The sequence below is a fragment of the Kosakonia sp. AG348 genome (genome assembly GCF_003337365.1).
GTDB lineage: Bacteria > Pseudomonadota > Gammaproteobacteria > Enterobacterales > Enterobacteriaceae > Kosakonia.
The window spans coordinates 585149-607708 of record NZ_QPJR01000001.1 but is presented as its reverse complement, the minus strand read 5'-3'; the positions used below and the strand labels follow the sequence as shown (position 1 = coordinate 607708).

At 53.5% G+C, this 22560-nt stretch carries 22 protein-coding genes; 2 read left to right on the top strand and 20 right to left on the bottom strand.

Translation table 11 applies throughout. The annotated features are described in order from the left end of the window. Positions 1-81: 81 nt before the first annotated feature. The 10 genes from DFO56_RS03100 to DFO56_RS03055 all read right to left on the bottom strand — a co-directional run bounded on the left by DFO56_RS03100 (position 82) and on the right by DFO56_RS03055 (position 9685). Positions 82-1035 carry a YbeF family transcriptional regulator gene (locus tag DFO56_RS03100; protein ID WP_045508962.1) on the bottom strand — a complete coding sequence of 318 codons (954 nt, stop codon included), beginning with the start codon at positions 1033-1035 and terminating at the stop codon, positions 82-84. Between the two features lie 304 nt (positions 1036-1339). Beyond that, on the bottom strand, positions 1340-1981 hold the full coding sequence (gene lipB / locus DFO56_RS03095; RefSeq protein ID WP_045508965.1) for a lipoyl(octanoyl) transferase LipB: 642 nt from the start codon (positions 1979-1981) through the stop codon (positions 1340-1342). An 88-nt stretch (positions 1982-2069) separates the two neighbouring features. Next, a complete protein-coding gene (ybeD, locus tag DFO56_RS03090) occupies positions 2070-2333 on the bottom strand; it encodes a DUF493 family protein YbeD (RefSeq protein ID WP_017455881.1) in 264 nt (87 codons plus the stop codon). Positions 2334-2437: 104 nt separating this feature from the next. Continuing rightward, on the bottom strand, positions 2438-3649 hold the full coding sequence (gene dacA, locus DFO56_RS03085; protein WP_020457003.1) for a D-alanyl-D-alanine carboxypeptidase DacA: 1212 nt from the start codon (positions 3647-3649) through the stop codon (positions 2438-2440). Positions 3650-3787: 138 nt separating this feature from the next. Further along, positions 3788-4981: an endolytic peptidoglycan transglycosylase RlpA gene (gene rlpA, locus DFO56_RS03080; RefSeq protein WP_045508968.1), complete on the bottom strand. Its 1194-nt coding sequence runs from the start codon at positions 4979-4981 to the stop codon at positions 3788-3790. Between the two features lie 10 nt (positions 4982-4991). Then, positions 4992-6104, bottom strand: a complete 1113-nt coding sequence (mrdB, locus tag DFO56_RS03075; protein ID WP_020457005.1) for a peptidoglycan glycosyltransferase MrdB — start codon at positions 6102-6104, stop codon at positions 4992-4994. Between the two features lies 1 nt (position 6105). Beyond that, complete coding sequence (mrdA, locus tag DFO56_RS03070; RefSeq protein WP_020457006.1) at positions 6106-8007, bottom strand: peptidoglycan DD-transpeptidase MrdA; 1902 nt, start codon at positions 8005-8007, stop codon at positions 6106-6108. A 29-nt stretch (positions 8008-8036) separates the two neighbouring features. Continuing rightward, positions 8037-8504, bottom strand: coding sequence for a 23S rRNA (pseudouridine(1915)-N(3))-methyltransferase RlmH (rlmH, locus tag DFO56_RS03065; protein ID WP_017455886.1), 468 nt, complete (start codon positions 8502-8504; stop codon positions 8037-8039). A 3-nt stretch (positions 8505-8507) separates the two neighbouring features. Beyond that, complete coding sequence (gene rsfS, locus DFO56_RS03060) at positions 8508-8825, bottom strand: ribosome silencing factor (protein ID WP_017455887.1); 318 nt, start codon at positions 8823-8825, stop codon at positions 8508-8510. Positions 8826-9067: 242 nt separating this feature from the next. Beyond that, the gene (locus DFO56_RS03055; RefSeq protein WP_045509062.1) at positions 9068-9685 is read right to left on the bottom strand and encodes an adenosylcobalamin/alpha-ribazole phosphatase; all 618 of its coding nucleotides are present in this window, start codon (positions 9683-9685) and stop codon (positions 9068-9070) included. A 99-nt stretch (positions 9686-9784) separates the two neighbouring features. On the opposite strand from DFO56_RS03055, the gene cobD reads away from it, so the two are divergent. Further along, entirely contained in the window at positions 9785-10879 is a 1095-nt protein-coding gene (cobD, locus tag DFO56_RS03050) for a threonine-phosphate decarboxylase CobD (protein WP_045508971.1), read from the top strand. On the opposite strand, the gene nadD is transcribed toward cobD, so the two are convergent. Genes nadD through leuS form a run of 4 tightly spaced genes read right to left on the bottom strand, consistent with a single transcriptional unit; the run spans position 10854 to position 15688 of the window. Continuing rightward, entirely contained in the window at positions 10854-11495 is a 642-nt protein-coding gene (gene nadD, locus DFO56_RS03045) for a nicotinate-nucleotide adenylyltransferase (RefSeq protein ID WP_114413831.1), read from the bottom strand. The two genes, cobD and nadD, sit on opposite strands and share 26 nt — an antisense overlap. A gap of 1 nt (position 11496) precedes the next feature. Then, positions 11497-12528 carry a DNA polymerase III subunit delta gene (gene holA / locus DFO56_RS03040; protein WP_020457011.1) on the bottom strand — a complete coding sequence of 344 codons (1032 nt, stop codon included), beginning with the start codon at positions 12526-12528 and terminating at the stop codon, positions 11497-11499. Then, positions 12528-13091 carry an LPS assembly lipoprotein LptE gene (lptE, locus tag DFO56_RS03035; protein WP_045508977.1) on the bottom strand — a complete coding sequence of 188 codons (564 nt, stop codon included), beginning with the start codon at positions 13089-13091 and terminating at the stop codon, positions 12528-12530. The genes holA and lptE overlap by 1 nt, the downstream gene beginning before the upstream one ends. A 14-nt stretch (positions 13092-13105) precedes the next feature. After that, on the bottom strand, positions 13106-15688 hold the full coding sequence (leuS, locus tag DFO56_RS03030; RefSeq protein WP_114413825.1) for a leucine--tRNA ligase: 2583 nt from the start codon (positions 15686-15688) through the stop codon (positions 13106-13108). Between the two features lie 235 nt (positions 15689-15923). Here leuS and DFO56_RS03025 point away from each other — a divergent pair, with 235 nt between their 5' ends. Then, complete coding sequence (locus DFO56_RS03025) at positions 15924-16406, top strand: zinc ribbon-containing protein (RefSeq protein WP_020457014.1); 483 nt, start codon at positions 15924-15926, stop codon at positions 16404-16406. A 39-nt stretch (positions 16407-16445) separates the two neighbouring features. Here DFO56_RS03025 and gltL read toward each other — a convergent pair whose 3' ends face one another. The 6 genes from gltL to corC all read right to left on the bottom strand — a co-directional run bounded on the left by gltL (position 16446) and on the right by corC (position 22481). Further along, positions 16446-17171 carry a glutamate/aspartate ABC transporter ATP-binding protein GltL gene (gene gltL / locus DFO56_RS03020; protein ID WP_020457015.1) on the bottom strand — a complete coding sequence of 242 codons (726 nt, stop codon included), beginning with the start codon at positions 17169-17171 and terminating at the stop codon, positions 16446-16448. Beyond that, a complete protein-coding gene (gene gltK / locus DFO56_RS03015) occupies positions 17171-17845 on the bottom strand; it encodes a glutamate/aspartate ABC transporter permease GltK (RefSeq protein ID WP_020457016.1) in 675 nt (224 codons plus the stop codon). The genes gltL and gltK overlap by 1 nt, the downstream gene beginning before the upstream one ends. A 2-nt stretch (positions 17846-17847) precedes the next feature. Further along, positions 17848-18588, bottom strand: a complete 741-nt coding sequence (locus DFO56_RS03010) for an amino acid ABC transporter permease (protein ID WP_020457017.1) — start codon at positions 18586-18588, stop codon at positions 17848-17850. Between the two features lie 158 nt (positions 18589-18746). Further along, a complete protein-coding gene (locus DFO56_RS03005) occupies positions 18747-19673 on the bottom strand; it encodes an amino acid ABC transporter substrate-binding protein (protein WP_017455899.1) in 927 nt (308 codons plus the stop codon). Positions 19674-20058: 385 nt separating this feature from the next. Beyond that, on the bottom strand, positions 20059-21597 hold the full coding sequence (gene lnt, locus DFO56_RS02995; protein WP_045508983.1) for an apolipoprotein N-acyltransferase: 1539 nt from the start codon (positions 21595-21597) through the stop codon (positions 20059-20061). A 5-nt stretch (positions 21598-21602) separates the two neighbouring features. After that, the gene (corC, locus tag DFO56_RS02990; RefSeq protein ID WP_044489811.1) at positions 21603-22481 is read right to left on the bottom strand and encodes a CNNM family magnesium/cobalt transport protein CorC; all 879 of its coding nucleotides are present in this window, start codon (positions 22479-22481) and stop codon (positions 21603-21605) included. Between the last annotated feature and the right edge of the window lie 79 nt (positions 22482-22560).

The following is a 22560-nucleotide window of genomic DNA, read 5'->3' as shown; positions in this document are numbered from 1 at the left end:
ACGGGGCAATTTGTAAAATAGTTGTTGTTTTGTGCCAAATGACCAATAAGGGTTAGCGCTTTCGCCTGGCACGGACGGGCGTTAAAAAGCCCGTCGTATAACGTTAATAACGCTTTCCAGCACCGGGTCACGCAGGCTCAACTTATTGTAAAAAAGCGAGATTTCAAGGTGCTCGTTACTGATTGGCGGATAATCAATTTCAACCAGCGGCCAACAGCCACTGAATAACGTAAACAGCCGCGATGGCATTAATCCCAGCATATCGCTGTTGCCGATCAGTGCCGCAATCGTAAACATATTGTAACTACTGAAGCTTACCTGACGCTCAGGGAAAAGATCCTGTACACGCTGGCGCAGCCCGCTAAGATTTTGCCCTTCCAGCATGAGCAGCGTATGTTCGTACTGCTGTAAAACCGCTTCATTAATCGGCCCATTTAAACAAGGGTGCCCTTTGCGGCAAACCAGCATGACACGGTCGCTATAGAGGACGTGATGATTAATGGTACGAGAGCCTGCAATATGCGTATCAATAATTAAATCGGTTTGAAACTGGCTGAGCTGGCTTTCCGCATCGTTAACAGGAATATTACGCATCATCAGATGCGGCGAACTCTCTTTTATTGCCTGGAAGATAACAGGTATAACTAATGCACCAATCGATGGTGGCGTGCCGATGGTAATCGTACGTTGTTTGTCATAGCTGCCGGTCAGATCTAATGCGCCAAGAATAGACTCCAGTCCCTGGCTGATATATTCGTGCAGATGGGAAGCATAAGCCGTAGGCGTCACGCCCTGACCTTTACGAATGAAAAGCGGATCGGGAAATATTGCGCGTAATTTTTGAATGGACTGGCTAATTGCGGAAGGCGTTAAATTGAGCACTTTCGCCGCGTTGACTATCCCTTTGTGCACATATACTGCCTCAAAAATAGTCAGTAAATTGAGATCAATATTGCGCAGCGTTCTGAAGACTTGCGGCTTATCATCGTCGGGGCGCACGGTTATTCGCTTTTCCTGCAGGTTATTATTATCCACGCTTGTGCTCCGTATTCATTCAAAATCTGAATGATAGTTGAATTTATTTTTTTTGTTGATTATTAACTTGAGTAAACATCCTGTCTCTCGTCATCATGACGTAGTTTTTCATCGCGAGGCCAGACAATACACTAAAAAAAGATTGGACTGGAGCGTGTATACAAAGCCTGGCAACGTGCTTTAATGCTAATTTTCCCGACAAAGCAGGCAGGTTGAAAATAGAGAATATGGCTTCTATTGTAAAGCGCTAACAGGCCAAATAAATAACTACCCGCACAAAATGCGGGCTTCTATACATGATATATTAAGCGCTCATATATTGATGCGGTGGATTGTTTAGTAGCGCTAAAAATTGCTGGATAAGAATCGTCCTTAATTTATCCATATCGCTATTTTCCACCAGTTGGCTGACCTGGGTCATTTCCATACCGGCGTAACCGCAAGGATTGATGCGCATAAACGGCGCCAAATCCATATCGATATTCAGCGCCAGGCCATGGAATGAGCACCCTTTACGGATCCGCAGACCCAGGGAACAAATTTTCTTGCCTTGCACATATACACCCGGTGCGTCAGCGCGCGCCTGTGCGTTAATCCCGAGTGTGGCCAGCGTATTGATAACCGTATTTTCCAGCAATGTGACAAGTTCGCGCACGCCTACTTTGCGCCGCTTCAGATTAATTAATACATACATCACCTGCTGGCCTGGTCCATGGTAGGTTACCTGGCCGCCGCGATCGCTCTGGATCACAGGAATATCCCCCGGGGCGAGCACATGTTCGGCTTTGCCGGCCTGGCCTTGCGTAAAGACGGGATGGTGTTCTACCAGCCAGATTTCATCCGGCGTCGTCTCGTCGCGAGTATCAGTGAATTCATGCATTGCCAGAGAAATCGGATCATAAGGCTGCAAACCAAGATTGCGGATAAGAATGGTGTCCTGAGACAAAACGGCATCCCCGGGGGAGAAAAAGAGTGGGGGAAGTATATCACAGCGAAAACGTTACCCGAATGGCTCCGGGTAACGTGATGAACAATTACAGCACCATACGAACAATTTCGATATTGCCGAGTTCTTCGTACAGCGTCTCAACTTGCTCAATATGCGTAGCGTTAATGGTGATGGATACCGAGTGGTAATTGCCTTTGCTGCTCGGTTTTACCTGCGGAGAGTAATCACCTGGCGCATGGCGCTGTACCACTTCAACCACCAGATCAACCAGCTCTGGTTTCGCCAGACCCATCACTTTGTAAGTAAAAGGAGTCGGGAATTCAAGCAGTTCTTTAAGATTGGTTTTCATGTCAGCTCCGGCGTAAAAAATAAGAACTCCTGCCGCAAGGGCAGGAGTTTTTCTGAGATGCTAAGTATATGGGGATGGAAATCACACTTTCAAGTGTTCGATTTTTAGCCAAACCAGTGATGGAACATCAATTTAATGTAATCAATGATTTTGCCGAAGAAATTACCTTCCGGGATCTCCTGCAGCACCACCAGCGGGCGCTGTTCGATGGTTTTACCATCCAGCTGGAAGTTAATAGAGCCAACCACCTGATTTTTCTGCAGCGGTGCGTGCAGCTCGCTGGTATTCAGCACATAGCTGGCTTTCAGATCTTTCATACGGCCGCGCGGAATGGTCAGGTACACGTCTTTATCAACACCCAGCGAAGCACGATCGCTGTCGCCAAACCATGCAGGCTCTGAAGCAAACTCTTTACCGGCTTTAATTGGGCTTACAGTTTCAAAGAAACGGAAGCCCCAGGTCAGCAGTTTCTTGCTTTCGGTTTCACGGCCTTTAAACGTGCGACCACCCATTACAGCAGATATCAGGCGCATCTGGCCTTCGGTCGCTGACGCCACCAGGTTATAACCCGCTTTATCGGTATGACCGGTTTTAATCCCGTCAACATTCAGGCTGTTATCCCACAGCAGGCCATTACGGTTGGTCTGACGAATGCCGTTAAAGGTGAACTCTTTCTCTTTATAAATGGAGTATTCGTTCGGCACATCGCGGATCAGTGCCTGACCAATCAGCGCCATGTCACGCGCGGAGCTGTACTGACCATCAGCATCCAGGCCATGTACGGTCTGGAAATGACTGTTTTGCAGGCCCAGTGCTTTCACATAGTTATTCATCAGGCCGACAAACGCGTCCTGGCTGCCCGCCACATAATCGGCCATCGCCACGCAGGCATCGTTACCGGATTGCAGGTTGATACCACGGATCAACTGGGAAACCGGCACTTGCATACCAGGTTTCAGAAACATCAGGGAAGAGCCACGGAACACCGGGTTGCCGGTCGCCCAGGCGTCGTTACCAATCGTGACCAGATCGCTGTCTTTAAATTTGCCCGCTTTCATGGCCTGGCCAATGACATAGCTGGTCATCATTTTGGTCAGACTTGCCGGATCGCGGCGCGCATCGGCGTTTTGCTCAGCCAGCACTTTGCCGGAGTTATAGTCGATCAGGATATAGGATTCCGCGTCAATCTGCGGAACGCCCGGGATCATGGTCTTAATATTCAGGTCATCGGCATGCGCAGCGGAAAGAGAGGCTGCAGTCAGCGCCGTGGTGAGCGCCAGGCGCTGCATAAAACGAACGGAAAAAGTGGTCTTCATGGTCGAACAACGACATCCGTGATGGAGTTAAAAAAGTGCCTTACTATAGCAAAAGCTATACATGCAGGCATCTGACTTTCAGCATGACTTTGTTAATGTTGCTGACATAAGTTGACAAAGTCAGACACCTTCGCAAGTTTACTGGGCATTCGTGACAAATGACTGCAATTGCGCCTCGTTTTGCAGACGTTGCTGCAACGCGCTGGCGTCCGCTTTGTTGCTGAACGGCCCTAACTGTACGCGCCAGACAGCACCGTTTTGCGTGACGCGGCCAGGAACCGCAAACTGCTGCGCCAGGCGCTGCTGATATTGCTGAGCACGGGTCTGATCGCTGACGGCTCCCACCTGCACCATATAACCGCCACTGCTTGCCGCCGCAGCGCTGCTGGCAGGCGCGGCCGTATGTACGTTGCCCTGTACCGAACCCGGTGCTGTAACGGGCGAAGTGCGCGTCGGTGTGTACGTTTGCGCAGCCGGAGCAGTCTGCGCGGCCGGCGTAGCCGTTGGCGTCACAGATGTTGTTGCAGGTTGCGCTGTTGTCGCGGTGGAAGTATTAGCGCTTCCTTCCAGTACGCCAGAGGCGAGTGGGGTCGGCGCGCCCAGGAAGCCACCGCTACGTACCGGCGCAGCAGTGGTGTCGTCGCTTTTCAGCGTATCATTGCTGATCGCGTGTACATTGCCCTGCGGTTCTTCAGGCTGCGGAGCCGAAGAGACACTGCCGAGACCGCCGCCAAGATCGGGACGCGCTGGCAAGGCGTAGGTTTGCTGTGCAACTTTCGTACATGCCATACCCGGGCCGGAAAGGGAACCATCCTGCGCAACGATAATCGGATCGATACGCACTTTGGTGTTATTGGAGGTATTCAGTCGATCCGCTGCCGCGCGAGACAGGGAAATTACGCGATCGTTACCGTAGGGCCCGCGATCGTTAATACGCACCACGATCATGCGACCATTCGCCAGGTTAGTGATACGCGCATAGCTCGGAATGGGCAGCGTCGGATGTGCTGCGGTAAGCTGCATCGGATCGAACGCTTCGCCGGAGGCGGTCAAATTACTGCCGGGTTCGGCATCGTAAATCGCCGCAAAACCCGCCTGGCTAAAGTTCGCCGGATTCTGCACGATTTTGTAGCGCTTACCGTCGCGTTCATAATCCTGATTCGCCGTGGCGACAGGCGCTTCGTAATGAGGCTCCGCACCGCTGATTTCAACGACAGGGCCGTTACACACCGCAGGTTGCGGCGCTACGGTCGTCTGCTGCTGACCATCATCGTTCGAACATGCCGCCAGTAATCCTGCTGCTATGCAGATCCCAAGCCATTGCTTACGCATTGCCCACCTCTTATACGCTCTTTGACAACATTTTCCTGTGGGTATGGATCGACATAACGATACCAAACCCGGCCATGAGTACGATCAGGGCAGAACCCCCGTAACTGATCAGTGGCAGCGGAACGCCCACCACTGGCAGGATACCACTCACCATACCAATATTTACGAACACATAAACGAACAAAATCAACATTAAACCACCGGCCATAACGCGTCCGAACGTGGTTTGCGCCCGGGCGGCAATCCACAGCCCACGCATAATCAGCAACACATATAGCGCCAGCAAAATCAGGATGCCGATGAGGCCCAGCTCTTCTGCCAGCACGGCAAAGATAAAGTCGGTATGGCGTTCGGGCAGAAACTCCAGTTGCGACTGGGTTCCATGCAGCCAGCCTTTACCGCTCAGACCGCCAGAGCCGATGGCGATTTTTGACTGAATAATATGATAGCCCGCGCCGAGCGGATCGGTTTCCGGATCGAGCAGCATCATCACGCGCTGGCGCTGATAATCATGCATCAGGAAGAACCACAACACCGGGATAAATGCCGCTACCAGCACTGCGGCAATGCCAATCAATCGCCAGCTTAACCCGGAAAGAAACAGCACAAACAGCCCGGAGAGCACCACGAGGATCGAGGTTCCCAAATCCGGTTGCGCCGCCACCAGCAGCGTCGGCACGAAAATCAGCGCCAGCGCGATTGCGGTATTTTTCAGCGAAGGCGGGCAGACATCGCGGTTAATAAAGCGCGCCACCATCAACGGTACGGCTATTTTGGCTATTTCCGAAGGCTGGAAACGCACCACGCCCAAATCGAGCCAGCGCTGCGCGCCTTTTGAGATAGCGCCGAAAGCATCCACCGCGACAAGCAACACGACGCAGAAAATGTAGAGATAGGGCGCCCAACCTTCATAAACGCGTGGCGGCACCTGCGCCAGGATAACCATGATAATCAGCCCCATGGCGATTTGGCCGATTTTGCGCTCGGTCATACCGATATCCTGGCCGCTGGCGCTCCAGATAACGATCGCGCTGTAAAACAGCAGCGCAAGGATAATCAGCAGCAGCACCGGATCGATGTGGATTTTATCCCAGAACGATTTCTTGTTCGGATTATCCGTCATGTTATTGGTCCTCCACTGCTGCCGTGGACGGGTTTTCCGTTGGCAGCTCGGTGTTGTTATCGCCAAGCATAATGTGATCGAGGATCTGGCGCATAATCGTACCCACCGCCGGACCAGCGCCACCGTTTTCCAGAATGACGGCGACGGCGACCTGCGGGTTGTCGTAAGGGGCGAATGCCGTCATCAGTTTATGGTCGCGCAGACGTTCGGCAATACGGTGGGCGTTATAGGTTTCGTTGGCTTTCAAGCCAAAGACCTGGGCGGTACCGGATTTCGCCGCAACTTTGTACGGCGCGTTGGCGAAATACTTATGACCCGTACCGTTCGGACGGTTGGCTACTCCATACATCCCGTCTTTGGCAATCTCCCAGTAGCCAGAGTGAATATCACCCACCGGCGGCTGGGCAGGCTGTTGCCACGGCACTTGTTTGCCATCTTCTACCGTGCTCATCAGCAGGTGCGGCACTTTAACAACGCCATCATTGATCAGTGTCATCATCGCTTTGTTCATCTGCAATGGCGTTGCTGTCCAGTAACCCTGGCCGATCCCTACTGGAATGGTATCGCCCTGATACCACGGCTTTTTAAAGCGCTTCAGTTTCCATTCGCGGGTTGGCATGTTCCCGGCGCGCTCTTCCGAGAGGTCAACGCCGGTATAGTGACCGTAGCCAAATTTGCCCATCCATTCTGCCAGGCGGTCAATGCCCATATCATAGGCGACCTGATAGAAGAAGGTATCGGCGGACTCTTCCAGCGACTTGGTAACATTCAGGTGGCCGTGACCCCATTTTTTCCAGTCGCGGTAACGTTTTTCCGAGCCGGGTAATTGCCACCAGCCGGGATCGAACAAGCTGGTATTGCGCGTGATCACCCCGGCGCTGAGTGCGGAAACGGCCACATACGGTTTTACCGTCGACGCAGGCGGGTAAACCCCTTGTGTGGCGCGGTTGATCAGCGGCGTATTTGGGTCGTTTAACAGTGAAGAGTAATCTTTGCTGGAAATGCCATCGACAAACAGGTTCGGGTCGTAGCTTGGCATCGACACCAGCGCGAGAATGCTGCCATTGCGTGGATCGGTCACGACCACGGCGGCACGGCTACCGGCGAGCAGCGTTTCAATATATTGCTGGAGTTTTAAATCCAGCGTCAGGTAGATATCGTGACCGGCCTGCGGCGGCACCTCTTTGAGCTGACGGATCACGCGGCCGCGGTTGTTGACTTCCACCTCTTCATAACCGGTCTGACCGTGCAGCACATCTTCGTAATAACGCTCAATACCCAGTTTACCGATATCGTGGGTGGCAGCGTAGTTTGCCAGCTTGCCCTCTTTATCCAGCCGTTCGACATCTTTATCGTTAATTTTCGACACGTAGCCAATAACGTGCGTCAGCGCAGAACCATACGGATAAAAGCGGCGCTTATAGCCCTTGACCTCAACGCCGGGAAAACGGTACTGGTTCACCGCAAAGCGCGCCACCTGAACTTCCGTCAGGTTAGTTTTTACCGGGATTGAGGTGAAGCGGTGCGAGCGTGAGCGCTCTTTTTTGAAGTTGGCAATATCGTCGTCATTCAGATCCACCACATCGCGCAGAGCATCCAGCGTTTGCTGCACATCATCAACTTTCTCCGGCATCATCTCGACCTGATAGATGGTGCGGTTCAGCGCCAGCGGCGTACCGTTGCGATCGTAGATAATGCCGCGGCTTGGCGCGATAGGCACCAGCTTGATGCGGTTTTCGTTGGAGCGGGTCTGGTAGTCCGCAAAACGGACGATTTGCAGGTTATAAAGGTTGGCTACCAGCACGCCGGTAAGCAGCAAAATCCCCGTAAAAGCGACCAGCGCCCGGCGCACAAACAGCGCGGACTCAGCCGTATAGTCGCGAAAAGAATTCTGTAATTTCATCCGCTGCTTAATCTACCCAAGACTCGTCGTTACTCACGGTGATAAGGATGGTTGGTGGTAATACTCCATGCGCGATACAGGCTTTCGGCAACCAGCACGCGCACCAGCGGGTGAGGTAACGTTAGCGCAGAGAGTGACCAACTTTGTTCTGCCGCCGCTTTGCAGGCCGGGGATAACCCTTCCGGCCCGCCAATAAGCAAGCTGACATCGCGCCCGTCTTGCTTCCAGCGTTCCAGTTCGTTTGCCAGCTGCGGCGTATCCCAGGGTTTGCCCGGAATATCGAGGGTAACGATACGATTTTTGCCAGCCGCGGCCAGCATCAGTTCACCCTCTTTATCGAGAATGCGTTTGATATCTGCGTTCTTGCCGCGCTTTCCCGCCGGAATCTCGATTAACTCGAACGGCATATCTTTTGGAAAGCGGCGCAGGTATTCACTAAAACCTGTCTGTACCCAGTCCGGCATTTTCGTGCCGACGGCGACCAGTTGCAGTTTCACGCATTAACCCCAGAGTTTTTCCAGTTCATACAGGCGACGGCTCTCTTCCTGCATGACGTGGACAATTACATCGCCTAAATCGACAACGACCCAGTCCGCGGCGCTTTCACCTTCGACACCCAACGGCATCATGCCGGCGGCGCGCGATTCCTGCACCACATGATCCGCAATAGAGATAACGTGACGCGTAGATGTACCGGTGCAGATAATCATGCAGTCGGTGATACTGGATTTACCCTGAACGTCAATGGCGACGATATCCTGACCTTTCAGGTCATCAATTTTGTCGATAACAAAATCCTGGAGTGCTTTACCCTGCAAGTGTTCCCCCTGGGGTGAATGAAAAATGTACTGTTAATGAACGGCCTGACATTATACCTGAACTGCATCGATTGTCGGGGTATGAGAGACCCGGCAAGTTTAAAAGTTGGCTATCATCCCATCACGGGCGCGTGAATGCATTGCCATTTTTGTAAAACAATTTCTGCGCGCGGAGGATAACAGCCTGTGAGGGCGTGTCAATGACCGAATCAGCGGTGTGAATAGGATGCATGAAAAACAGACTATGCATCGTCCGCGTGCCATGCTGCCCGGCTATTTAATACCCGCAGCGTGGCGAAATCATCATGGATATCAATAGCGCTCCAGCACCCTTGATCAACACGAAAATGCCACAGTGATGCAGCAGGCATGTTAAGCAAACGGGCGATCAACAAACTCAACACTCCCTGATGGCTGGCGATCAACACATTCTTGTGCTGACTTTTTATATCGGCAACGAGCGCAATAACTTGCTCAATTCGTGCAGAAAATGCCTGAAATCCTTCACCATTGGTTGGAACGGCGTGCTGCCAGTCGGTACACCAGGCGGCATAGCTTTGCGGATCTTCTCGCGTTAAATCGCGATGATGGCGCATTTCCCAGTCGCCAAAAAACATCTCATTAAGTAATGGTGTGGTATGAACGGTCAGCGTGCGCGATTCCAGCACGCGTGCGGCCGTCTGCTGCGCGCGCTCCAGTTCGCTACACAGCACATAATCGAAGGGTACATGAGCGAGTAAATCGCGCAGAGTTTTCGCCTGCGCCAGCCCCTTGGGCGTCAGCGGAGTCGGTGAATGACCGCTATAAAGCCCGGCGACATTCGCTTCGGTTTCTCCATGGCGTATCAGCCAGAGTCGCATGATGGTCTCCCGTCTGGATTTGTGCGCAAAGTTTACCATCGCGCCCTCAATCACGGCCTCTTTTTCGTTTAAGATAACGGCTTTTAACCGGAGCGGAAGATGGCTTTGTTTCACAGTGCGCATGGTGGCAACACGCGTGAGGCGGCAGAGCTGTTGGGGATATCAGCGGAGCAGTTGCTTGATTTCAGTGCCAACATTAATCCGGCTGGCATGCCAGCATCGCTTAAACACGCGTTGCAAAATAATCTGTCGCTCGCCGAGCGCTACCCGGATGTTGAGTATCAGCGTCTGCATCAGGTACTGGCGGCTCATCACCAGGTGCCTGCTTCATGGATACTTGCCGGAAATGGTGAAACGGAAGCGATCTTTGCGCTGGTCAACATGCTTAAGCCACGTCAAGCGATGCTGATAACGCCTGGGTTTGCCGAGTATCGCCGGGCGCTGGCGTTGGTGGACTGCGAGATTCGCGACTATCAATTACGTGAGACTGATGGCTGGCAGCTTACTGATGCGTTGCTGGGCGCGCTGACCGCCGATCTCGACTGTTTATTTCTCTGTACACCCAATAACCCCACCGGTTTGTTGCCGGACGAGGCTCTGCTGCACGCGATTGCCGCCCGTTGTAAATCGCTGGGAATTACGCTTGTCCTCGACGAAGCCTTCATGGATTTTATTGCCGAACGCGAAGGTTTTATTCCTTATCTGGCAAACAATCCGCACGTTTGGGTGCTGCGTTCACTCACCAAGTTTTACGCCATTCCTGGCCTGCGACTGGGGTATGTGCTGGGCAGCAACGAACAGCAAGTCCGGTCTATGCGCGATGCGCAGATGCCATGGTCCATCAATGCCTTTGCCGCGCTCGCCGGTGAGGTGATTTTGCAGGACAGTGACTATCAGCAGGCAAGCTGGAACTGGCTCAATAATGAACGTCCGCGTCTGTTCGCCGCGCTTGGTGTGCTGCCGGGGTTAACGGTCTGGCCTGGCTGTGCAAACTATCTTTTTTTGCGCTGTGACGTGCCGGGTCTGGAGTTACAACAGGCCTTGCTTTCCCGCCACATTTTGATTCGTAGCTGCGCCAATTATCCAGGGCTCGATGCGCGCTATTATCGTGTGGCGGTGCGAAGCGAAAGGGAGAATGATCGGCTCATCGCTGCCATGACGGCGGTGATCAGCGGTACAAACCCTGCTCGTTGATATATGCCAGGACGGACTCAGGGAGCAGATCATCACACTTTTCACCGTGCTCCAGCCGTTCACGGATAAGCGTTGCCGAAATGTTGAACCACGGCGTTTCGGCAAGGTAAATCCGTCCGGCGGGTAAAACATGCAGCTCTTCAGGATTGGTGGTGAGATGGGCTTCCAGCCATTGCTGGTGCGCGTCCTGCTCCATCGTCAGCGGGTAACCCGGGCGGCGGCAGACAATCAGATGGCAGTTATCCAGAATGGTCTCGTAGTGATGCCAGGTGGGGAAGGTGAGCAGTGAATCCTGGCCAATGATAAACGCCAGTGGGTGTTGCGTACCTTGCTCTTCCCGCCACTCCTGTAAGGTTTGCGCCGTATATGATGGGGTGTCGCGGCGAAGTTCGCGCTCATCAAGGGTGAATAAGGGCTTGTCGGCAATGGCCAGCTCGACCATTTTTTTGCGTTGCTGGCTGCTGGCCTCCGGTTGTGCACGGTGCGGCGGCACGTTATTGGGCATGATGATCACCCTGGAAAGGCCAATCTGGTTCGCCAGCGCTTCCACAGGTTTCAGGTGTCCATAATGGACCGGATCGAATGTACCGCCAAACAGTGCCTGCAACTGATTCATATCAACCATCAATAAAAACGTCTGCCAGTGCCTTATGACAGAGTAGCAGAGAAAGCCCTTCAAGCTCGGCCCAGACCGACTGCCCAAAATCCTGCTTCACAATCAACTCAATGCGGCTCAGCAAATGGACTGCCTGGCGTAACTGATCGAGGCTCAGGCGATTAAGCGCATCGCCCGTGACACCCCGGCGGTTTTGCCACACCCGATGCTTGTCAAACAGCGCACGCAATGGCGTGTGTGCTGACTGGCGTTTCAATGTCACCAGCAACAGCAATTCCCGTTGCACGGTACGCAGCAGGATCACCGGCTCACACGCTTCCAGTCGCAACTGGGTGAGAATGTGCAACGCGCGTTTGCTTTTCCCGGCAAGTAGCGCATCAACCCAGTGGAAGGGTGTGAAGTGCGCCGCGTCGTTTACCGCATGTTCCACACGGGGCAGGGTGAGTTTGCCATCCGGCCACAGTAGCGCCAGGCGTTCCAGCGCTTGTGCCAGTGCCAGTAAGTTTCCTTCGTAGCAATAACAAAGTAACTGATTGGCGGCGTCGTCCAGTTCCAGTTTGTTTTGCTTTGCTCTGGCGGCAACCCAGCGCGGCAGATTCGCCTGCTCCGGCGTCTGGCAGCTTACCTGCACGGCACGATTATTTAACTGCGTTATCCATGCCGCGTTTTCCTGCGCTTTGGTCAGCTTGTTCCCGCGCACCGTCAAAATGAGGTCGTCATGCAGCAGGCTAACCAGCTTTGCCAGCTGTTCATTGATAGCCGCGTTTGGGCCATTTTCGGGCAGCTGTAACAGTAACGTCTGGCGGCTGGCGAACAGACTCAATGCCTGGCAGATGGAGAAAATCGCATCCCAATCCGTGCTGGCATCCAGTGTAAAGGTATGGTGTTCGATGAAACCCTGTTCAGCGGCGACCTGACGCACGGCGTCCTGGCTCTCTTGCAACAGCAGCGGATCATTACCGAGGAGTAAATACGCCGCGCGCAGCCCTTCATTAAGCTGCGCGCGGAGTTGTTCCGGATACAACCTGAGCATTAGCTACCCGGTTGCGTGGAAGAGGAGCCAGTCGTCGAGGTGGCGGCGTCCTGCGTGCTTTTCGCATCTGCCGTATGTACGCTAGGCAGCTTACGAATCAGTTGTTCGGCTGCTTTGTCGTACATCTCCTGAACGATCATCTCCTGCTCTGCGGCTTTCGCCAGTGCCGTTTGCGGGTTATCAAAGAAGGAACGATAAACTTTGGTATTGATCGGGTAAATATCATGACCCGGGATCAGTACGCTGGCGTTTACGGTCAGCACCATTTGATATTCCGCAGTTCGGCCATCCTGGAAAACAGAAGCCGTGTCACGGGAGAACGTTACGGCACCAAGACGCAAAGAAGGCACATCCTGACGTGTGGACGTTTTCTCCAACAGTTCGACGCCATTCAGGCGCAACTGGCTGCGGATCGCGCGGCTCAGTGGGCCATTCGGATCCCCGGAATCAAAGAACATCGTTTTCATTTCGCTCGGCACCTGCGTGGTATTACGCAGATGCCAGCCACATCCGGCGGTGATAAGCACCGCCAGTGATACGAACAATGTAGCCAGATATCGCACGCTTCCTCCCGCGCTTAGCCAACGACCAGATTAAGCAGTTTACCCGGTACGTAAATCACTTTACGCACGGTCACGCCATCAAGATATTTTGCTACCAGATGTTCCTGGCCTGCGCGTTCACGCACCTGTTCTTCCGTCGCGTCAACGGCAACAGTAATTTTACCACGCACTTTACCATTGACCTGGACGACAACCAGCGTGGTGTTTTCAACCATCGCTTTCTCATCAGCTACCGGCCACGGTGCGTTGTCGATGTCGCCTTCGCCGCCCAGTTCCTGCCACAGCGTGAAGCTGGCGTGTGGGGTGAACGGGTTAAGCATACGTACCACCGCCAGCAGGGCTTCCTGCATTAAGGCGCGATCCTGCTCGCTCTCCTGCGGCGCTTTCGCCAGTTTGTTCATCAGCTCCATAATCGCCGCGATAGCGGTGTTGAAAGTCTGACGACGACCAATATCATCGGAAACTTTCGCGATGGTTTTATGCACGTCGCGGCGCAGGGCTTGCTGATCTTCACTCAGCGCAGCCAGATCCAGTGCGGCAACAGCACCCCGAGCGGTGTGTTCATAAACCAGTTTCCAGACGCGTTTCAGGAAGCGGTTCGCGCCCTCTACGCCGGATTCCTGCCACTCCAGTGTCATATCGGCTGGCGATGCAAACATCATGAACAGACGCACGGTGTCCGCGCCGTAACGCTCAACCATTTCCTGCGGGTCGATACCGTTGTTTTTCGACTTGGACATTTTGCTCATGCCGGTATAAACCAGCTCGTGGCCCGCCGGATCGGTCGCTTTGACAATGCGCCCTTTCTCGTCACGTTCAACAATGGCATCTTTCGGCGAAACCCAGTTACGCTCGCCGTTTTCACCCACGTAATAGAACGCATCGGCCAGTACCATGCCCTGGCACAGCAGCTGTTTCGCCGGCTCATCGGAGTTCACCATGCCCGCGTCGCGCATCAGTTTGTGGAAGAAGCGGAAGTAGAGCAGGTGCATGATGGCGTGTTCGATGCCGCCAATATAAATATCTACCGGCAGCCAGTAATTTGCCGCTTTCGGGTCCAGCATGCCTTCGTTGTGCTGCGGGCAGGTGTAACGCGCATAGTACCAGGAAGACTCCATAAAGGTGTCGAAGGTATCGGTTTCGCGCAGCGCCGGTTGGCCGTTGACGGTGGTTTTCGCCCACTCAGGATCGGCTTTAATCGGGCTGGTGATACCGTCCATGACAACATCTTCCGGCAGGATAACCGGCAGTTGATCTTCCGGCGTTGGAATAACGGTGCCATCTTCCAGCGTCACCATCGGGATGGGCGCGCCCCAGTAACGCTGACGGGAAACGCCCCAGTCGCGCAGACGGAAATTCACTTTGCGCTCGCCCACGCCTTTGGCCGCCAGTTTGTCGGCAATGGCGTTAAAAGCAGCGTTAAAGTCGAGACCGTCGAATTCGCCAGAGTTAAACAGCACGCCTTTTTCGGTCATCGCTTGTTCGCTCAGATCCGGCGCGCTGCCGTCAGCGTTGAGGATGACCGCCTTGATCGGCAGATTGTATTTCGTGGCAAATTCGTAGTCGCGCTGATCGTGACCCGGAACGGCCATCACCGCACCGGTGCCGTATTCCATCAGCACAAAGTTTGCCGCCCATACCGGAATCGCTTCCCCGGTCAGCGGGTGAATGGCTTTAAGGCCGGTATCAACGCCTTTTTTCTCCATCGTCGCCATATCGGCTTCCGCAACTTTGGTGTTACGGCATTCGTCGATAAAGGACGCCAGCTCCGGTTTGCTCGCGGCAGCTTGCTGCGCCAGCGGATGGCCTGCCGCAACGGCCAGATAGGTTGCGCCGATAAATGTGTCCGGGCGCGTGGTGTAGACCGTCAGTTTCTGGTCGCTGTTCTGTACGTCGAACGTGATCTCCACGCCTTCAGAACGGCCAATCCAGTTGCGCTGCATGGTTTTCACCGTATCCGGCCAATGATCCAGATTATCCAGGTCATTCAGCAGCTCGTCAGCGTAAGCGGTGATTTTAATAAACCACTGCGGGATCTCTTTGCGTTCAACTTTGGTATCGCAGCGCCAGCAGCAGCCGTCGATAACTTGTTCGTTCGCCAGCACGGTCTGATCGTTCGGGCACCAGTTCACCGCGGAGGTTTTCTTATAGACGAGACCTTTTTTGTACAGCTCGGTGAAGAACTTCTGTTCCCAACGGTAATATTCCGGGGTGCAGGTCGCCAGCTCGCGGCTCCAGTCATAGCCGAAACCCAGCATTTTGAGCTGGTTTTTCATGTACGCGATGTTGTCGTAAGTCCATGGTGCCGGTGCGGTGTTATTTTTTACCGCCGCGCCTTCAGCTGGCAGACCAAACGCATCCCAGCCAATCGGCTGCAGCACGTTTTTACCCAGCATGCGCTGATAACGGGAGATCACATCGCCGATGGTGTAGTTACGGACGTGGCCCATGTGTAGTCGGCCAGAAGGATAGGGGAGCATCGACAAGCAATAGTATTTCTCTTTGCTCTCGTCTTCAGTGACTTCAAATGTGCGCTTCTCTTCCCAGTGGCGCTGTACTTTGGATTCTATCTCTTCCGGGCGGTATTGCTCTTGCATGGCAGCCAGTAGTCCTGTTTTTGCTACAGCTACAAATGTAGCGTTGTTACGTGATTTTTCGAAAGGCATAGCATAGCCCAAACGCCACTCTCAAAACAGCCTTTCCGCGAGGCGGGAATGAAATTGCCGCAGCCGTTGGCGGCGAATTTTTTGTCGACAGTGCGGGCGAGTCGGCACAGCGAGTAAGAAATAACGTCTACCATTAGAGAGAGTTACTGAACCGGGAGGCGAAACGATGAACAAGGTTGCTCATTTTTACCGTGAACTGGTGGCGGCGTTGACCGAGCGTCTACGCAATGGAGAGCGTGATATTGACGCCCTGGTTGAACAAGCGCGCCTGCGCGTGGCGAAGACCGGTGAGTTAACGCGCACCGAGGTTGACGAGCTGATGCGCGCCATTCGCCGCGATCTGGAGGAGTTCGCCCTCAGTTACAGCGAAAGCCAGGAAGAAGTCACCGACAGCGTATTTATGCGGGTGATTAAAGAGAGTATCTGGCAGGAACTGGCGGATATCACCGATAAAACGCAGCTTGAGTGGCGTGAAGTGTTCCAGGATCTCAATCACCACGGTGTGTATCACAGCGGCGAAGTGGTAGGACTCGGGAATCTGGTCTGCGAGAAGTGCCACTTTCATCTGGCGGTCTATACGCCGGATGTGTTGCCGTTATGCCCGAAATGCGGACATGACCAATTCCAGCGCCGCCCGTTCGAACCATAATCCAGAAAGCGCCTGCCCGGAGCGGGCAGGCGCAGGTTGTTAATGCAGGATTTTTGCGAGGAAGTCTTTTGCACGTTCGGATTTCGGATTATCGAAGAAGGCGTCTTTCTCTGAATCCTCGACAATTTTCCCTTCATCCATAAAGATTACCCGGTTCGCCACTTTGCGGGCAAAGCCCATTTCGTGGGTCACCACCATCATCGTCATGCCTTCGTTTGCCAGTTCAACCATGACATCCAGCACTTCGTTGATCATCTCTGGATCGAGTGCGGAAGTCGGCTCATCAAACAGCATCGCCACCGGATCCATACAGAGCGCACGGGCAATCGCCACACGTTGCTGCTGGCCGCCGGAGAGCTGCGCCGGAAACTTATTCGCATGCGCTGACAAACCAACGCGCTCCAGCAGCTTGAGCCCTTTTTCCCGTGCGGCGGCTTTATCACGTTTGAGCACTTTTACCTGCGCCAGCGTCAGGTTTTCGATAATCGACAGGTGCGGGAACAGTTCAAAGTGCTGAAACACCATCCCGACGTGAGAACGCAGCTTTGCCAGATCGGTTTTCTTGTCATTCACTTTGGTGCCGTTGACGAGAATCTCGCCTTTTTGCACCGGTTCCAGACCATTGACGGTTTTAATCAGCGTGGATTTACCGGAGCCGGACGGCCCACAAACCACCACCACTTCGCCTTTTTTCACTTCGGTGGAGCAATCGGTCAACACCTGAAAGTGACCATACCATTTAGAAACATTTTTCAGGGAAATCATTAGACGGTCCTTTTCTTCAGCCAGCTGACCAACAGCGAAGCACTAAGACTGATAACAAAATAAACTGCACCGGCAAACAGGATCATTTCGACCTGCGTTCCATCACGCTCGCCAATTGTTGAGGCCGTGCGGAAGAAGTCCGCCAGACTCAGGACATACACCAGCGAGGTATCCTGGAACAGGACGATCCCCTGCGTAAGCAGCAGCGGCACCATGGCGCGAAACGCCTGCGGCAGGATGATGAGCTTCATCGACTGCCAGTGCGTCATCCCCAGCGCCAGTGCGGCACTGGACTGCCCGCGGGAGATACTCTGGATGCCGGCGCGAATGATTTCTGAATAGTAGGCCGCTTCAAACATTGAAAAGGCCACCATCGCGGAAATCAGGCGGATATCGGTTTTCGGTGACAGGCCAAGCACGTTTTGCAGAAAGCCCGGCACAATCAGATAGAACCACAGCAGCACCATGACCAGGGGAATGGAGCGGAACACGTTCACGTAGCTCTTGGCGAACCAGCGCAGCGGGGCGAAAGTCGACAGGCGCATCACCGCCAGCAGCGTTCCCCAGATTATGCCGACCACAATAGCGATAGCGGTGATTTTCAGCGTCACCACCAGCCCGGCCCACAGATAGGGCAGGGAAGGGATCACAGAACTCCAGTCAAACTCATACATGATTATTTGCCCCCCATATTGCCCGGCAGGCGAATTTTGCGTTCAACCAGGTTCATCGCCAGCATGATGATGGCGTTAATCACCACATACGCGACGGTGATGGCAGTGAAGGATTCCCATGCATGTGCCGAGTAATCCAGCAGTTTCCCCGCCTGCGCGGCCATATCGACCAGGCCGATAGTGGAGGCGATGGCCGAGTTTTTCACCAGGTTCATCATTTCCGAGGTCATCGGCGGCACAATCACGCGATAGGCATTTGGCAGCAATACATAACGGTAGGTTTGCGGCAGCGTCAGCCCCATTGCCAGACCGGCATTTTTTTGCCCGCGCGGTAGCGACTGAATCGCGGCGCGTACCTGCTCGCAAACGCGAGCGGCGGTAAACAGCCCAAGGCAGATCATTGATGAGAGGAAGAACTGGATATTCGGATCCAGTTCTGATTTGAACCACATGCCGATATCTTCTGGCAGTAGTTCCGGTACCACCAGGTACCAGGTAAAAAACTGCACAATCAGCGGCACGTTGCGGAACAGTTCGACATAAAGGGTGCCAATGCCGGACAAGAAACGGTTAGGGACGGTACGCAGAATGCCAAACAGGGAACCGACCAGAAAAGCGATAATCCAGGCCGTCACGGAAAGCGCGATAGTGACCTGAAAACCACTCCATAGCCAGCCAAGATAGGTGGTGTTGCCGAACGGGGCCTGTTGCAGGAAGATCCCCCAGTTCCAGTCTATGGACATAAATCTACTCCGGAAAAAAAAGGGTAGCAGCGCTACCCTCGAAGATTGTGTGAAGAGCGAGTTTTCGTGTTGAGTGGGGAACGACCACTCAGCATATAGTCTGTCCGTGCTACTTCGACAATCGAGAGGGCAGGTAAACCCGCCCCTAATGGTTTTAATTAGTTCAGAGCTTTGTCATTCGGTTCTTTGAACAGCGCTTTCATATCGTCAGAGAGATCGAAATTGAGGTTCATGTTTTTTGGCGGAATTGGGTTTTTAAACCATTTATCGAAGGATTTTTCCGCCGCACCGGATGTCTGCAACTGAGCGATGGTGTCATCCATCAGCTTTTTGAACTCAGGATCGTTTTTACGCAGCATACAGCCATAGGCTTCTTTTGATTGCGGCGTGCCAACGATGTCCCAGTTGTCCGGTTTTTTCGCTTTCGCACGTTCACCCGCCAGCAGCGCGTCATCCATCATAAAGGCTACCGCACGACCGCTTTCCAGCGTACGGAACGAGTCGCCATGGTCTTTCGCGCTAATAATGCGCATATCCATTTTCTTCTCATCGTTCAGCTTGTTCAGCAGGATTTCTGAGGTAGTGCCGGAAGTCACAACAACCGCTTTGCCTTTCAGGTCGGCGAAGTCTTTAATCGGGCCGCCTTTTTTGGTCAGCAGACGTGTGCCAACCACGAAAATGGTGTCAGAGAACGCCGCTTGTTTCTGACGTTCAACGTTATTGGTGGTGGAACCACACTCAAAATCGAAGGTGCCGTTTTGCAGCAGCGGGATACGGTTTTGTGAAGTGATTGGAATCAGTTTTACCGCCAGATCCGGCTTATTCAGTTTTTTCTTCACCGCTTCAACGATAGCGTTGGAGTAGTCCTGGGAGTAACCCACGACTTTTTGTTCATTGTCGTAGTAGGAGAACGGTACGGAAGATTCGCGGTGACCGACGACGATAACGCCGTTTTTAGCAATTTTAGCCAGTGTAGCTTGTTGATCAGCCGGCGCTGCGTCGGCAGGTTTTGCATCTTCAGCATGCACCAGACCGGCGGACAGTCCCATCACCAGCATCGCGGCGGCCAGTTTACGTAATTGCATATCCAGACTCCTTTATCGTCAGCGCCAGAGACGCGTATTGATACCCATTGTGTGTATTGTGTTTTTGTTGTTCTGCGACAATATCGTGCAGTGTCGTGTGTGTTTGTTACATTCAGTCTGGCTTAATGTAAAGATTTTGCTGCGGTATTGTTTATTTTTGCGAGGCGCGCCGCACCGTTTAGAGGCAAAAATCTTCCATTGCACCAGAATGGTGCTGCTACTGTTTCCTGCTGGTGCGACATAAGTTGCACATAAGCGGATTACATAGCTGCCTGATAGATATAAGCAAACCGCATGCCAAAACGGCCTAATCGTAAATTTTGTGTAGCGAAGAGAGGATGCCCGGCAAGCAGATCGCCACCGGGCAGAACAACGAGGAGAGGGATTAACGTCGGCGCTGACGTAAGCCCATCACAAGGGCGCCAAAACCCAGCAAGGCGGTGATAATCCACAGCGGCCAGTTACCCGTGCGGGCATACGGCGTGAGACCAGAGGTTGGCGTCACCTTCGCGGTTAATACTTCACGAGTAAATTGCGGGATCATCGCCTGGATTTCACCCTGCGGGCCAATGACCGCCGTGATGCCATTATTGGTGCTCCGCAACAGCGGGCGCGCCAGTTCCAGCGCACGCATCCGCGCCATCTGGAAGTGCTGCCACGGGCCGATGGATTTGCCGAACCAGGCATCGTTCGAGATGGTCAGCAAGAAATCGGTATCCGGACGGAAATTATCACGTACCTGCTCGCCAAGGATGATTTCGTAGCAGATTGCCGCCGTCAGCGTTAGCCCATGCGCCGACAGCGGAGGCTGTACATAAGCGCCACGGCTGAATGAGGACATCGGCAAATCGAAGAAGGGTGCCAGCGGACGCAGAATCGACTCCAGAGGTACAAACTCGCCAAACGGTACCAGATGGTTTTTGTTGTAGCGATCGCTTGAGCTGTAGCTATAAGCGTTGTCTTTGCCCAGTGTAATGATGGTGTTGTAGGTATCGTAACGGTTTTGCTTATTGAGACGTGAATCGACAATCCCGGTGATAAGCGTACTGTTGTTTGCCCGCAGCAGATTATCCATGGCGCTTAAAAAGCGTTGCTGGTTAATTTCCAGATCCGGAATGGCAGACTCCGGCCAGATAATCAGCTGCGATTTACCCATCACCTGCTCACTGGCTTCGCTGTAGATTTTCAGCGTATTGAGCAGCTGGTTTTCGTCCCACTTCATTGATTGTGGAATATTCCCCTGCACCATCGACACCTGAGTGGTGCGCTCCGGCAGCAGTTGATACCACTGGATATAACGCAGCGGGAAGGGCAGAGCGAACAGCACGACGGCGACAACCAGCGGGCGCAAGCGACGCTGCGCTATCGCCAGTACCACCAGACCGCTCACCACCATCAGTAAGAAATTGATTGCTTCAACGCCAAGCACCGGCGCAAGACCTTTCAGCGGCCCATCTATCTGGCTGTAACCAAACTGGAGCCACGGGAAACCGGTCAGCACCCAGCCGCGCAGGAACTCGGTAATTTGCCAGACGACCGGCGCGGCAACGGCCAGGCGCAACCAGGTTGTATGCGGCCACAGACGCGACAAAATACCGGCGAACAGCCCGGTGTAGAGCGACAGATAGGCCGCCAGCAGCACCACGAGGAATATATTAACCGGGCCAGGCATGCCGCCAAACTGGGCGATGCTGACATATACCCAGTGCACACCGCTGCCAAACAGGCCAAGCCCCCAGAAATAACCAATCCAGGCAGCTTGCAACGGGCGGCGATTCAGGGTTAAACCCTGTAGACCAATCAGAGAGATAAGTGCGGCGGGCCAGAAGTCATAAGGAGAAAAAGCCAGCGTTCCGCTGGCTCCGAATAACAACGCCAGCAGCAGACGTATGCGCTGGCGCTCAAACAATGCGGCAAATACCATTTACATTACTCATCCAGTTTCGGTTGCGGAGAATCATCCGGCATTCTGACATGGACCTGAATAATACGTCGACTATCAGCCATAGCGACCTTGAATTGGTAACCATCAATGTCAATCGATTCGCCGCGCGCAGGCAAGTGACCAAACGCCTGCATCACCAGACCGCCAATAGTGTCTACTTCATCATCACTGAAGTGGGTGCCGAAGGTTTCATTGAAATCTTCAATCGGCGCCAGTGCGCGTACTGTCCATGTGTGGCGGCTAAGCTGGCGGAAATCGATATCCTCTTCTTCGTCATATTCGTCTTCGATTTCGCCGACAATAAGCTCGAGAATATCTTCAATCGTTACCAGGCCAGAAACGCCGCCGAACTCATCAATAACGATAGCCATATGGTAGCGCTGGGAACGGAACTCTTTCAGCATGCGATCAACACGCTTGCTTTCCGGCACCACTACCGCCTGGCGTAACACTTTTTCCATGCTGAACGCTTCGGCGTCGCTGCGCATAAAAGGCAGCAAATCCTTAGCCATCAGGATCCCTTCGATGTGATCTTTATCTTCGCTAATCACCGGGAAACGCGAGTGGGCAGACTCGATAATGACATCGAGACATTCGTCCAGCGTCTGGTTGCGTTTCAGGGTAATCATTTGGGAGCGGGGGATCATGATGTCGCGAACGCGCTGGTCCGCAATATCCATTACCCCTTCCAGCATGTCGCGCGTATCGTTGTCGATAAGCTCGTTCTGCCCGGAGTCTCGGATCAGTTCCAGCAGTTCATCACGGTTTTTCGGTTCGCCGTGAAAGAGCTGGCTGAGTAAAAGGGAGAAGAATCCCTTTTTGTTGGTGGTGTTGTCGCTACTGTGTGAGTTATCGTCGCTCATGGCGTCGTGTGGGTTCTCGTGTTGGTTAATCTGTCGCTCGTCGCGCGTAAACTCAGCGCCGGACGGCATTTTTAGCGAG